Here is a 13,378-nt window from a genome sequence, read left to right as displayed (position 1 = left end):
CGAAAGCGGTGGGTCAGTCATATTGATGTCGACTGACACGCCGCCTTCGCGAGCAAGCCCGCTCCCACAGGGGGATCGCGTTAAGGCAGTGAGGGTTACGCCAGGCTCTTGCTGACCACCTCAAACACATCGCTGGACAGTTCACCCGCGCCCAGGATGCGCTCCAGCTCCGCCTTCATCAGCGCCTGCCGGGCGCTGTCGTATTTACGCCAGCGTGTCAGCGGCGCCAGTTGGCGCGAGGCGATCTGCGGGTTCAAGGTATTGAGCTGAATCACCAGGTCCGCCAGGAAGCGATAGCCCGAGCCATCCGCCGCATGGAAGTTGATCAGGTTCTGCCCGGCAAATGCGCCCACCAGTGCGCGCACCTTGTTGGGGTTCTTGATGGTGAACGCCGGGTGTTCCATCAACGCCTTGACCCGCGCCAGCCCGCCCGGCAAGGTGCTGCCGGCCTGTACGCTGAACCATTGGTCCATGACCAGCGGGTTGTCCTTGAAGTTTTCGGCAAACACCGCCAAGGCCTGGGCTTTCTCTGCTTCGAACGGCGAGTTCACCAACACCGCCAACGCCGTCAGGCGTTCGGTCATGTTATCGCTGGTGTCGAACTGATCCAGGGTGGCCGCCAACACTTCTGGCTTGCCGCTGAGCATCAAGTAAGACAGCGCGATGTTCTGCAGCGCACGGCGGGCGAAGTGCTCGGCTTCTGCCACGTAAGGCGTTTGCTTGGACAGCTCGCGGTTGGCCTGGTAGCGCAGCCACAAGCCTTCGAACAGGTTGTCGGCCAGTTGCTTGCGGGCAAATTCGCGGGCAGCGTGGATGGCATCCACATCCGCCACTTCGCTGATTTCCGTGAGGTAGGCTTCACTCGGAAGCGAGAGCATTTCGGCGACCATGGCCTGGTCCAGGCTTTCATCGCTCAACACCGAGCGCAGCGCGTCGATCAAGCGTTGATCAAGCTTCAGCGGCTGGCCCGCCTGATGCTGGCCGATCAGCTCCTGCAACACCTGCACAGCCAACTGCTGGCCGGCATCCCAGCGGTTGAAACCGTCGCTGTCGTGCTGCATCAGGAACATCAGTTGATCGCGGCTGTAGGGGAAGCTGAGCTTCACCGGCGCCGAGAAACCACGCAGCAACGAAGGCAAGGGTTTTTCAGCGATGTCGACGAAGGTAAACGTCTGCTCCGCTTCGGTCACCGAGATTACCCTTGAGGTGCCACCCGCCGTTGCTTCACCGGCCAGGCGCAAGGCGATACCCGCGCCCTGCCCGTCCAGCAAGCCCAGCGCCACCGGGATCACGAAGGGCAACTTCTCGACCTTGTCCGGAGTGGGCGGGCAGCTCTGGCGGAAGGTCAGGCTGTAGGTCTTGGCCGCCGCATCGTAGGCCTCGCTTACCGCCAGGCGCGGGGTGCCGGCCTGGCTGTACCAGCGCTTGAACTGGCTGAGGTCGGCGCCATTGGCGTCTTCCATGGCTTTGATGAAGTCGTCGCAGGTCACGGCCTGGCCGTCATGGCGTTCGAAATACAGGTCGCTGCCTTTGCGAAAGCCTTCGGCACCGAGCAAGGTGTGGATCATGCCGACCACTTCCGAGCCCTTTTCATACACGGTCAGGGTGTAGAAGTTGGATATCTCGATAAAGCTGTCCGGGCGCACGGCGTGGGCCATGGGGCCGGCATCTTCAGCGAACTGGTGGGTACGCAGGTACGCCACGTCCTGGATGCGTTTGACCGTGGCCGAGTTCATGTCGGCAGAGAAGCCCGAGTCACGGAACACGGTGAAGCCTTCCTTGAGCGACAGTTGGAACCAGTCGCGGCAGGTCACGCGGTTGCCCGACCAGTTATGGAAGTATTCGTGGGCGACGATGGCTTCGACGCGCTGGTGAGCGGCGTCTGTAGCGGTTTCGGCGCGGGCCAGCACGGCGCTGGAGTTGAAAATATTGAGGCCCTTGTTCTCCATGGCGCCCATGTTGAAGTCGTTGACCGCGACGATCATGAAGATGTCCAGGTCGTACTCGCGGCCGTAGGTCTCTTCGTCCCAGCGCATGGATTTTTTCAGGCTGGTCATGGCGTGCTGGCACTTGTCGATATTTTCCGGCTCGACGTAGATGCGTAGCGCGACTTCGCGGTTGGTCATGGTGGTGAAGCTGTCTTCGACGCACCACAGGTCACCGGCCACCAGCGCAAACAGGTACGCCGGCTTCTTGAACGGATCTTCCCAGGTCGCCCAGTGCCGGCCGTCTTCACCGGGGCCGCTGGCGATCGGGTTGCCGTTGGACAACAGCACCGGGTAGCTGTGCTGCTCGGCGATCACCGTGGTGGTGAACACGCTCATCACGTCCGGGCGGTCGAGGTAATAGGTGATCTTGCGGAAACCTTCGGCCTCGCACTGGGTGCAGAACATACCGCTGGATTTGTACAAGCCTTCCAGGGCGGTGTTGGTTTCTGGGTGGATCTTGACGGTGGTGTCGAGGGTGAAGGTCTCACTCTTGGGCTGCACGGTCAGGTGGCTGTCGGTCAGCTGGTAGTCAGCGTCCGTCAACGGCTGGTCGGCCAGGTTGACACTCAACAGCTCAAGTTGCTGGCCATCGAGCACCAATGGCGGCAAACCGGCGCCGCGCTCGGGGTTGCGGCGCATCACCAGCTGCGCGTGGACCAGGCTGTGGTCCTCGAACAACTCGAAGGTCAGGTGCGTCTCGTCGATCAGGTAGTCCGGCGCCTGATAGTCCTTAAGGTAAATCATCTTCGGTTGTTCGGTGCGCATGCTGGGGATCCTTCTACTGATGCACGGCGAGCTGATAGGCCGTGTATTTACGAATGTTGATGACGCCGGTGTCGAAGATCAGGTATTGGCCCTTGATCCCCAGCAGCGTGCCTTCGGCAATCGGGTTCTTGTCCAGGTTGAAGCTGACGATCTTGGTCGGATACTGCTCGACCGGGTAGCGGATTTCAATCGGCTCGATGTCGGCAATGGTTTGGATGGCTTGCAGGCCAAAGCGTTCCTGCAAACCCAGCAAGCCCTCGGCGCAAGAGGCGAACAGCTCATCACGCACCTGCTTGAGGTCCACCGCTTGCGCGTCGCCCTTGAGCAAGGCGCGCCAGTTGGTCTTGTCGGCCACCTGGCTGCGGAGCAGGTCTTCGACGAAGCCCGATTGCTGACGTGTCGCCACGCGCATGATCGGCAGCGCCTGGCTGGCGCCCTGGTCCAGCCAACGGGTGGGCAACTGCGTAGCACGGGTAATGCCGACCTTGATGCCCGACGAGTTGGCCAGGTACACCACGTGGTCGGTCATGCAGAATGTCTCGCCCCAGCCCGGATCGCGGCAGGTACCGGCGTCGTAATGGCAACGCTCGGGGCTCATGATGCACAGGTCACACTGGGCCAGCTTGGTCATGCAGGGGTAGCAGTAGCCCTGGCTGAAGCTGGTCTTGGTCTTGCGCCCGCAATGGCTGCAATGAATCGCGCCCAGGTATTCCAGGCGGATATGGGTGCCGATCAACGGATTGACCGGCACCTCGGTGTCGCCCAGGCGAAAGGCGTATTGAACGGTCGGCTCACCGAGTTGCGCCGACATTTTGCTGACTGCACCGCGACCAATTTCAATCAATGGATCGCATCCGACTTGAACAGGATATTCGGTACTGGCGCGGATTTGGACGCGCACTCCTGCGGGCCCATATAACCGGTGCGCTGTTCTTCGGGCAGGTTCTGGATCTCCCAGGCGATCATCGCTTGCAACGACAATTCGCGCTGCTCGGCGGTGAGCTTGCGGCCATCGGACCATTTACCAATCTCTACCGCGAGCTTGAGGCTCTCGTAGATGTCAGGGGTGATGTTTTCGATCATTTCAGCAAAAGAGGACATAAGGCTCTTCCTTATCAAAGAGACGCTTTGCGACGGTTGTACAAACCGCCGAGCAAACCCGTCAAGCAACCGATGACCAACCCGCCCACATGGGCCGCGTTGGCGATTTCGCCGAAACCGATCATCGAGACCAGCCCCGACAGGCAGAGCAGCAACCACACCAGCATCATCACCAGCACCCCACGGGGCAGGCGATAGGCCGGGTTGGGCGACAATAATTGAAAGATCCAGCAGTGCCCGAGCAGGCCGTACAACACGCCAGACAAGCCGCCAAACAAGCCGGGGCCACCGTAGGCGTATTGCGCGTAGTTGGAGACAAGGCTGAACAACAGGGTCAGGCCCAGCAGGTTGATGCTGCCCTGGCGCGCTTCAATGCGCCGACCCAGCTCCCAGTACCACATGCCGTTCATCGCCAGATGCAGGATGCCGAAGTGGATCAGCATCGGCGTGACCAGGCGCCACCACTGCCCCGAGGCCAGGGTGTCGGCCAACGGCGTGAACTGGATGTACTCGCCCAGCACCCGGAATGGCAGGAAGGTCAGCCAGGCCATGGTTTGCAGGTTAGCGCCGAGCAACGTCACGGCCGCGACGATGAGGCTAGCCAGCAAAACCAGCGCGGTGACCGGGCTATGGCGCACTTGCTGGACAAAGCCCGGCCGCGCAACCGGCGCCTGCTCGGGAATATCCAGTTGCTGGTCCGGGTCGCCAGCGGGGAAACGTTGATACAGCACGCGCACGTCGTCGCTGATGGCCTCGGGCACCCACAGCACCTGTTCACCGGCCTCCTCGCTGACGCGGTGCGGCACCTGCATGCGGTGCAGCAACTTGACGAAACCACCCAGGTCGACGCTCAGGGGCAAGCGCAATACAGCTACGGTACTCATGGAATGGCCTCTGGTCGCTCAACGTCGACCCATACGAATTTACGCGGATCCAGCTGGGTTTCCTGGTCCAGTCGATACGCTACCAGCTTGCCGTACAGCACCGCGCTGTAGTCCAGGCAGGCCAGGTTCGGGCGGATCGGCGCGGGTTTGCCGCTGCGCCAGTAGTGGCCGACGAACAACAGCGGTTCATCGACGCCATAGCGCAGCAAAGAATTCTTTTGTGTGGACGACAACGGCGTGCGTGCCACCGGCTCCGGCAAGGCGTCGGGCTGGAACACGATGTCGCCGTAGGTCTTGGGGTCGTCTTCCCAGAACTTGGTGCGAAAGAACGAACGCGTCAGGCCATCGCCACCGGTCAGGGTGAGCCCATCGGGCAGGCGCATATCGGTGCCGCGCAACAGGCGATCGAACGCATTGCAGGCGAAACTGCCCGGTACGGCGGCGGCTTGCAGGAAGTGTTGGTCGATGCAGCCGTCCGGGAAGGTCGCGCGCAGCGGCTGGATAAAACTGTCATCCCAGCACGCGTGCACTACGCGAAAACGCCCGGCGTCGACAAACAGCGGCATGTCGTAGAACCAGCCGAGGAAGTCGTGCCAGTCGGCCGGGTGGTGTTCGAACTGGGTCAGGGTCTCTTGGATCAAGCGGGCGTGGCGCGGGTTGTGCTCACGCACGAACTGCTTGCCACTGCCCGGCGGTGCCGGCGTGGTCCAGCCCAGCGCATTGAACTCGTGGTTACCCATGATGCACAGCGCCTGGCCGGCCTCGGTCATATCGTGGACGATATGCAGCGCCTCACGGATGCGTGGGCCACGGTCGATGATATCGCCCAGGAACACAGCCATGCGTGACGGATGGCGCCAAGTGCCGCCCTGCTTGTGGTAACCCAATTGGTCGAGCAAGTGCTCAAGGGTATGAGCGCAACCGTGCACGTCACCAATCAGGTCGTAGCTACGCGCGGGATCGAGCATCAGTCGCCTCCACCTCCCAAGCGGCTGCCCCAGCCCAACTTGGTGCGGCACACTTCGTAGTAGTTGTGATCCAGCGGGTGGATCAAGCGCAACTTCTGTGCCTTCTTGCTCACGGTGATGGTGTCACCGGGGGCGCAGGTGAAATGGTTCTGCCCGTCGCAGGAGACTTGCGGGTAGATTTGCATGTCTTTGGACACCACGATTTTCAGCTCACTGTTGCCATCGACCACAATTGGCCGACTGGACAACATATGGGGGTACATCGGCACGATCACAATGGCATCGAGCTTGGGGTGCATGATCGGGCCGCCGGCCGACAGCGCGTAGGCGGTGGAACCTGTGGGCGTGGCGACGATCAGGCCGTCGGCCTTCTGGCTGCAGACGAACTGGCCGTCGATATACAGCTCGAACTCGATCATGCGCGTGGATTTGCCGGGGTGCAGCACCACGTCGTTAAGGGCATCGCCCTGGCCGATCGCCTCGCCATGGCGGCGCACTTCGGCCTGCAGCAGAAAGCGGTTCTCCACCAGGTAATGGCCGTCGAGCACCTTGGCCACTTCGACTTCCAGCTCATCGGGGCGGATGTCAGTGAGGAACCCCAGGCTGCCACGGTTGATCCCCAGCACCGGCACGTTATGCCGCGCCAGCGCCCGGGCAGCGCCGAGCAGGCTGCCATCGCCACCGACCACGATGACCATGTCGCACACCTCGCCGAGCATCTTGCGCGACGAGGTTTGCAGGCCGTGGCCAGGGAGGATTTCAGCGATGGTGTCTTCGAGGATCACATGCAGGTGGCGCTCGAGCAGAAACTTCTTCAGCCGGCGGACGGTGTCCAACACCTGGGTACTGCCCAGGCGACCGATAATGCCGATATTGCGAAATTGCTCCATGGGGCTCCTGCGGGATCTGGGGTGAGGCAAAAAGAGCGATTATGGGCGAAAGGCCGCCTCAGGCAAAATCCTTTGTCGCCGCCACGCCTTGATGACAATGGTTCTCAGGCACCTTCTGCGCGCTGAAAAGGCTATGCTCGGACCATGACGCCATTCCCCGACTTGCACACCCTGCCCCGCCAACTGCGCCACCCCGAGGTGCGCGACCTGGCGTGGGTGATGCTCGCACCACCGATGCTGGCGCAGACGCCTTGGCCGCAGCGCCATCCGCTGGCGGGCAGTGACTGGGTGCAAGCCCCTCACCAACTCGAAGCCTGGCTGCGCCACCTGGACCAGGACAGCAGCGCGTTGCAGCAGTGGTTGAGCCTGGCACGTACCCGGCGCCTGGGCCTGTACTACGAGCGCTTGTGGCAATTTGCGGTGCAGCAGGCGCCGGGTGTGGAGTTGCTGGCCGCCAACCTGCCGATCCGCCGTGCCGGGCACACCCTGGGCGAACTGGACATGCTGCTGCGCGACCGCGATGGGGTGCACCACCTGGAACTGGCGATCAAACTCTACCTCGGCCCGCAGGACGGCAACGGCCAGGACGCTACGCAATGGCTGGGGCCTGGCTGCCATGATCGGCTGGACCGCAAACTCGCGCATCTGGCCGAGCATCAATTGCCAATCTCCGCGCGGGCAGAAAGCCGCGAGGCCTTGGCGGCGCTGGATATCCAAGCGTTCGATGCGCACTTGTGGCTCGGTGGCTATCTGCTCTACCCCTGGCCCGGCGCGGCGCACTCCCCCCTCGGCGCACACCCGCAGCATCTGCGTGGGCGCTGGTTGCATCAGCGCGACTGGACAGACTTTGTCAGCACCCGCCCGGCGGGCCGCTGGCAACCCCTGCCCCGCCATGCCTGGCTGGCGCCCGCGCATTACCCGGCCGATGAAGTGTGGAGTGAGGCGCAGATGCAAGGTTGGCTGGCAGACCTGGACCCAATGGCCCCGGCGCAGTTGCTGGTGCGCATGGTGCCGAACGGTGAGGAGTGGGAAGAAGCCGAGCGGTTGTTTCTGGTGGCCGATCTTTGGCCGAATGTACCGGGGACAGGCTGATAGGTGTGCGGTGTAATTGAGGGCCTCATCGCAGGCAAGCCAGCTCCCACATGGAACCGGCGGCGCCGCCAGAATGTGGGAGCTGGCTTGCCTGCGATGGCGATAGCCCAGGCGCTACAGCTTATCGATGTGCTGATACTCCAACTGCAATCCCACCGCCAATTCCTCAGCACGCCCCAACCTGATAGGCCCACGTTCGATGTCAATCAACATGCCTGGACACTCCAATCGCGGCAGCGCGCCCATCGCCTTGAGCCGCCCATCGGTCACCACCAGCAGCTTCTGTTGCTCGGCGGAATAGCGCTTGCGTCGCGCCGCCAACCAATGCCCCGCCTCGGTCAGCGCAGCCAGCAACGGCGTGCCCCCGCCCGCCCCCAACTGCTCCAACCAGTCGGACAAGCCTTTCGCCGCCTTCAAACCTTGCACCTGCCACTTCGGCGATTGCCCGCTGGCCGTCAATAACGCCATGCGCGCCCGTTGGCGATAAGCATCATCAAACAGCTGGGCCAGCAGCCCCTTGGCATCGGTCAGTGCCCGATGGCGCCGCGTGGACGCCGAGGCATCGACAATCACCAGCCACAGTTCAGGAGCCGACCGGCTGCGCAGGTGGAACAGCAGGTCCTCATGGCATTGCGGCCGCCCACCCAGCAACGTGCCCGGCCAATTGATCGCCCCGCGCTGTGCGCTGCGGGCCTTGCCCTGCCGGCCGGTGTTCAATCGCCCCGCCTGGGGCCGGGCATCCGCCCCCGCGTCACGTCGGGGGCGGATGCCTAGGGCTTTTTTGGCCAGGTGGGTACATCGCGGCGGGCGCCCGTGGGCAAGGCGGGTGCGGGCATATCGCCCCACTGGCCTTGGCCGGGCGAGGTGTCAGAGGGTGACGATGACGGCCCGTCATTCGGCTGGGGCGGCGCGCCTGCCGGCGCTTGCTGCTGACGTCGATGGCGCAAGGCGAACTCCGCCACCGCGTCGATATCTTCCTGCTCAATAGCGACAGCGCCACGCCACGCCGCATGGGCACGGGCGCCACGCAACCAGACCAGGTCGGCACGCAGGCCGTCGACCCCAGCGGCAAAGCAGCGCTCGGTGATGTGGGCCAACGCCTGGTCATCCAGGGCGATACTGTCTAGCCGTGCCCGCGCCAGGGTGCAGCGTTCGCGCAAGGCAGCTTGCGCTGGCGCCCACTGCGCGCAGAACGCCGCCGGGTCAGTGTCGAAATCCAGGCGACGACGGATGATGTGCCCGCGCTCGGCGGGCAAGGTTTGCCCGCTCAATGCCACGTTGAAGCCGAAGCGGTCGAGCAACTGCGGGCGCAGCTCGCCCTCCTCCGGGTTCATGGTGCCAATCAGTACAAAGCGCGCCGCATGGCGATGAGAAATCCCGTCGCGTTCGATCAGGTTGGTGCCGCTGGCGGCTACGTCCAGCAATAGGTCCACCAAGTGGTCGGCCAGCAGGTTGACTTCATCCACGTACAACACCCCGCCGTCGGCCTTGGCCAACACGCCGGGGGAGAATTGCGCGCGGCCTTCGCCCAGCGCGGCATCCAGGTCCAGGGTGCCGACCAAGCGCTCTTCGGTCGCGCCCAAGGGCAAAGTGACAAACTGCCCGCTGGCCAACAGGTCTGCCAGCCCACGGGCCAGAGTGGACTTGGCCATGCCCCGTGGCCCTTCGATCAGCACGCCGCCGATCTTCGGGTCGATGGCGGCCAGGCACAGCGCGAGCTTCAAGTCATCGGCGCCGACCACGGCGGACAGCGGAAAATGGGTAATATCAGTCATAGTCAACTCTTAATAACGCGCTTCAACGCTCCCGCGTGCGAACGCTTCGCTGGACGCTCGGCGTCCGTTCTTGTGACGCAGAGCGTCACGGGCTGCATTCCCACGCGGAGCGTGGGAACGATCAACGCTCAGCGGAGCGCGGGAACGAGCACTCAGCTGTCTTCTTCTATGTCCAGCAACAGGTTTTCCAAGGCTTCGCGGTACGCCCCCGGTGCCTGCCACAAGCCACGTTGCTGGGCTTCGAGCATGCGTTCGGTCATGTCGCGCAGGGCATCTGGGTTGTGCTGTTGCACAAAGGCACGGGTATCAGGGTCCAGCAGGTAAGCATCGGCGAGCAAGGCGTATTGGTGATCGTCAATCAGCGCGGTGGTAGCGTCGAAGGCGAACAGGTTGTCCACGGTCGCAGCCATTTCAAACGCGCCTTTATAGCCATGGCGCTTCACGCCTTCGATCCACTTGGGGTTGGCCGCACGGGAACGGATCACCCGGTTGAGCTCTTCCTTCAAGGTGCGGATTTTCGGCACGTCCGGCTGGCTGTGGTCGCCATGGTAGCTGGCGGCCTTTTCGCCGCTCAGGGTTTCCACGGCGGCCAGCATGCCGCCCTGGAATTGGTAGTAGTCGTTGGAGTCGAGCAAGTCGTGCTCGCGATTGTCCTGGTTCTGCAACACCGCCTGCACCTGGCTCAACCGCTGGGCAAATTGCTCGCGAGCCGCAGTGCCTTCGTCAGCCCCCCCGTAAGCGTAGCCACCCCAGTTCAGGTAGACCTCGGCCAAGTCCTCGCGGCTCTGCCACAAGCGCCCGTCAATCGCGCCCTGCACGCCCGCGCCATAGGCACCCGGTTTGGCGCCGAAAATGCGCCAGCCGGCCTGCTTGGCCGCGGCACCTTCATCCAGGCCCGCCTCAAGCAATGCTTGGCGTTCACTGCGCACTTTGGCGGCCAGCGGGTTCATGTCGTCGGGTTCATCCAGGGCCGCCACCGCTTGCACCGCCGCATCGAACAGGCGGATCAGGTTGGCAAACGCATCGCGGAAGAACCCGGACACGCGCAGGGTCACGTCCACGCGCGGACGGTCCAATAAGCTGATCGGCAGGATCTCGAAATCGTCCACCCGCTGGCTGCCGGTGGCCCATACCGGGCGCACGCCCATCAGCGCCATGGCCTGGGCGATATCGTCGCCGCCAGTGCGCATGGTGGCAGTGCCCCACACCGACAGGCCGAGCTGACGCAGGTGGTCACCGTGGTCCTGCAGGTGCCGCTCAAGAATCAGGTTGGCCGACTGGAATCCGAGACGCCAGGCCGTGGTGGTTGGCAGGTTGCGTACGTCCACGGTAAAGAAGTTACGCCCCGTAGGCAGCACATCCAGCCGACCGCGACTCGGCGCACCGCTGGGCCCTGCCGGGACAAAACGCCCACTCAAGGCATCGAGCAAGCCACGCATCTCTGCGGGGCCGCAGGCATCCAGGCGTGGCGCGACGACGATGCGCAGGCCTTCGATCACCGCCTTCACCTCCTGCCAGCCGGGCTCTTCCAACTGTTCGATGGGGCCTTCCAGTGCCTGCTCGATCAAGCGCGCCGCGTACAACTCCAGACGTTCACGGGTATCCCCGGCCGTACGCCACAGCTGATCGTCAATCTTCTGCAACACCAACGGGCGCCGCCCCGTCCAGGGCTCGGCCAGTGCGCAATCGAGCGGATCAAACCCCAGGTCGAATGCCTTGGCCAACACTCGCAGCAGGCTCGACTGCGGGCCCCGGCCATCGCCACGGGGAATGCGCAACAGCGCCAGCAAGGTGTCGATACGCAAGCGGCCCTCGGGCGACTCGCCAAAGATATGCAGGCCATCGCGGATCTGCGATTCCTTCAAGTCGCACAGGTAGGTATCCAGGCGCGGCAGCCACACCGCCGCGTCCGCCTCACTGCCCAGTTCAAGCTCCTGGTCGATACGGGTTTCGCGCACCAGTTTGAGGATGTCTTTTTGCAGCTCCAGCGCACGGCGCGGGTCGAGCAATTGCGCCTCGTAATATTCGTCGGCCAATAACTCAAGGTCACGCAGCGGGCCGTAGGTTTCGGCGCGGGTCAGCGGTGGCATCAGGTGGTCGATGATCACCGCCTGGGTGCGCCGCTTGGCCTGGGCGCCCTCACCCGGGTCGTTGACGATAAACGGGTAGATATTCGGCAGCGGCCCCAGCAATGCATCCGGCCAGCAGTGCTCCGACAGGCCCACGCCTTTGCCGGGCAGCCACTCCAGGTTGCCGTGCTTGCCCACATGGATCACGCCGTGGGCGCCGTAGGTATGGCGTAGCCAGAAATAGAACGCCAGGTAGCCATGGGGCGGCACCAGGTCCGGGTCGTGGTACACCGCGCTGGCATCTACCTGGTAACCCCGGGCCGGCTGGATGCCGACAAAGGTCAGGCCCAGGCGCAGGCCGGCGACCATCAAGCGGCCATCGCGGCACATCGGATCGTTTTGCGGCGCGCCCCAACGCTCCAGCACGGCCTGGCGATTGGAGGCCGGCAAACGATCAAACATCGCCTGGTATTCCACAAGGCTCAGGCTTTGATGGCAGGGGCGCAGGTCGAGGCTGTCGAGATCGTTGGTGACGCCGCCGAGCAGTTCATGGATCAGCGCGGTGCCGCTGCCGGGCAGCCGCTCCGCCACCGGGTAGCCCTCGGCTTGCAAGGCGCGCAGGATATTCAGCGCTGCCGCCGGGGTGTCCAAGCCTACGCCGTTGCCGATGCGACCGTCGCGGGTCGGGTAGTTGGCGAGGATCAACGCAATCCGTTTCTCGGCATTGGGCACCCGCGCCAACTCGACCCAACGGCGTGCCAGCTCAGCGACAAAATCCATGCGTTCGGGCGCTGCGCGGTAGCACACCACGTCCGACTGGCTGCGCTCGCTGCGCCAGGCCAGATCCTTGAAACTGATCGGCCGGCTGATGATGCGCCCGTCCAACTCCGGCAAGGCAATGTGCATCGCCAGGTCGCGGGGCCCCAGGCCTTGTTCGCTGGCCTGCCAGCCGGGCTGGTTGTCCTGGGCGCAGATCGCCTGGATCACCGGGATATTACGGCGAAACGGGCGCAAATGCGGCGCTTCCGGGCTCGATTGGGCAAAGCCGGTGGTGTTCAGAATTACCGCGGCTTGCACGTCATCCAACAGGTCCTCGACCACCGTGAGGCAGCCGGGTTCTTTCAAACTGGCCACCGCGACAGGCAACGGGTTGAGGCCCGCCGCCTGTAAGCGCTGGCAGAACACATCAATAAAACCGGTATTGGCCGCCTGTAAATGGGAGCGGTAGAACAGCACCGCAGCCACGGGCCAATCGGCGTGCCAATCGGCCTGCCAGTCAGTGAGGCGGGCATTGGCGTTGTGCGGGTGATAGATCGCCGTGCGCGGCAGCGCTTGCGGCTCGGCCCAGACATAGTCGCGGCCCAGGTGGGCACTGGCCAGGCAATGGTAAAAATCCAGGGCATTGCCCAGGCCACCTTGGCGCAGGAAGTGCCACAGGCGCTCGCGGTGTTCGGCCGCAACGGTGCTCAGGCTGCTGAGTTCCGGGTCCGGGCGGTCGTCACCCGGCACTAGAATCAGGGTGACGCCGCGTTCGGCCAACTCCACCAGGCGCTCGATGCCGTAGCGCCAATACCCGATGCCGCCGTGCAATGACAGCAGGATGACCTTGGCGTGGCGCAATACCTCGTCGACGTACAGGTCGACCGAGGCATGGTTCTGCACCTGCATCGGGTTGGCCAGGCGCAGGCTGGGGTAATCCTCGGGCAATTGCTGGGCGGCTTCGGCGAGCAGCGCCAGGCTGGAATCGCCGCTGCACAGGATCACCAGTTCAGCGGGGGTCTGGCCAAGGTCAGCTATATTGTCGTCCGCGACGAAACCACCGGGTTGGGTCCTGAGCAGGTGCATG

The 13,378-nt window shown here is 63.6% G+C and carries 10 protein-coding genes; 1 reads left to right on the top strand and 9 read right to left on the bottom strand.

The window, feature by feature from the left end:
- Positions 1–95 precede the first annotated feature (95 nt).
- The 6 genes from pepN to AC07S6_RS20695 are packed head-to-tail and all read right to left on the bottom strand — an operon-like array spanning position 96 to position 6,596.
- Entirely contained in the window at positions 96–2,753 is a 2,658-nt protein-coding gene (pepN, locus tag AC07S6_RS20720; RefSeq protein WP_495112935.1) for an aminopeptidase N, read from the bottom strand.
- Between the two features lie 13 nt (positions 2,754–2,766).
- Complete coding sequence (locus tag AC07S6_RS20715; protein WP_495112934.1) at positions 2,767–3,597, bottom strand: DUF2797 domain-containing protein; 831 nt, start codon at positions 3,595–3,597, stop codon at positions 2,767–2,769.
- Positions 3,594–3,854: a YeaC family protein gene (locus AC07S6_RS20710; protein WP_003190750.1), complete on the bottom strand. Its 261-nt coding sequence runs from the start codon at positions 3,852–3,854 to the stop codon at positions 3,594–3,596. The genes AC07S6_RS20715 and AC07S6_RS20710 overlap by 4 nt, the downstream gene beginning before the upstream one ends.
- Positions 3,855–3,868: 14 nt before the next feature.
- Positions 3,869–4,738 (bottom strand): rhomboid family intramembrane serine protease, encoded by an 870-nt coding sequence (locus AC07S6_RS20705; protein WP_072434500.1) that lies wholly within the window; start codon positions 4,736–4,738, stop codon positions 3,869–3,871.
- A complete protein-coding gene (locus tag AC07S6_RS20700; RefSeq protein WP_161793215.1) occupies positions 4,735–5,709 on the bottom strand; it encodes a metallophosphoesterase in 975 nt (324 codons plus the stop codon). The genes AC07S6_RS20705 and AC07S6_RS20700 overlap by 4 nt, the downstream gene beginning before the upstream one ends.
- Complete coding sequence (locus AC07S6_RS20695) at positions 5,706–6,596, bottom strand: NAD(+) kinase (protein ID WP_003217892.1); 891 nt, start codon at positions 6,594–6,596, stop codon at positions 5,706–5,708. Before AC07S6_RS20695 ends, AC07S6_RS20700 begins: the two co-directional genes overlap by 4 nt.
- A 144-nt stretch (positions 6,597–6,740) precedes the next feature.
- Between AC07S6_RS20695 and AC07S6_RS20690 the strand changes: the two genes are divergently transcribed.
- On the top strand, positions 6,741–7,688 hold the full coding sequence (locus AC07S6_RS20690) for a DUF1853 family protein (RefSeq protein WP_495112933.1): 948 nt from the start codon (positions 6,741–6,743) through the stop codon (positions 7,686–7,688).
- 114 nt (positions 7,689–7,802) lie between these two features.
- On the opposite strand, the gene AC07S6_RS20685 is transcribed toward AC07S6_RS20690, so the two are convergent.
- From AC07S6_RS20685 to cobN, 3 genes are all read right to left on the bottom strand, one after another.
- Complete coding sequence (locus tag AC07S6_RS20685) at positions 7,803–8,405, bottom strand: vWA domain-containing protein (protein WP_495112932.1); 603 nt, start codon at positions 8,403–8,405, stop codon at positions 7,803–7,805.
- Positions 8,406–8,458: 53 nt separating this feature from the next.
- Complete coding sequence (locus tag AC07S6_RS20680; protein WP_495112931.1) at positions 8,459–9,463, bottom strand: magnesium chelatase ATPase subunit I; 1,005 nt, start codon at positions 9,461–9,463, stop codon at positions 8,459–8,461.
- Between the two features lie 152 nt (positions 9,464–9,615).
- On the bottom strand, positions 9,616–13,377 hold the full coding sequence (cobN, locus tag AC07S6_RS20675; protein WP_495112930.1) for a cobaltochelatase subunit CobN: 3,762 nt from the start codon (positions 13,375–13,377) through the stop codon (positions 9,616–9,618).
- Position 13,378 lies beyond the last annotated feature (1 nt).

The organism is Pseudomonas sp. GW821-FHT07B01 (assembly GCF_059419065.1).
The sequence above is the reverse complement of the archived record's forward strand: the minus strand, read 5'-3'. Positions and strand labels throughout refer to the sequence as shown.

Excerpts from the sequence above, each read along its gene's own strand:
- AC07S6_RS20680 (WP_495112931.1), bottom strand. The coding sequence starts at position 9,463 with ATGACTGATATTACCCATTTTCCGCTGTCCGCCGTGGTCGGCGCCGAT.
- cobN (WP_495112930.1), bottom strand. The coding sequence starts at position 13,377 with ATGCACCTGCTCAGGACCCAACCCGGTGGTTTCGTCGCGGACGACAAT.
- AC07S6_RS20710 (WP_003190750.1), bottom strand. The coding sequence starts at position 3,854 with ATGTCCTCTTTTGCTGAAATGATCGAAAACATCACCCCTGACATCTAC.
- AC07S6_RS20705 (WP_072434500.1), bottom strand. The coding sequence starts at position 4,738 with ATGAGTACCGTAGCTGTATTGCGCTTGCCCCTGAGCGTCGACCTGGGT.
- AC07S6_RS20695 (WP_003217892.1), bottom strand. The coding sequence starts at position 6,596 with ATGGAGCAATTTCGCAATATCGGCATTATCGGTCGCCTGGGCAGTACC.
- pepN (WP_495112935.1), bottom strand. The coding sequence starts at position 2,753 with ATGCGCACCGAACAACCGAAGATGATTTACCTTAAGGACTATCAGGCG.
- AC07S6_RS20690 (WP_495112933.1), top strand. The coding sequence starts at position 6,741 with ATGACGCCATTCCCCGACTTGCACACCCTGCCCCGCCAACTGCGCCAC.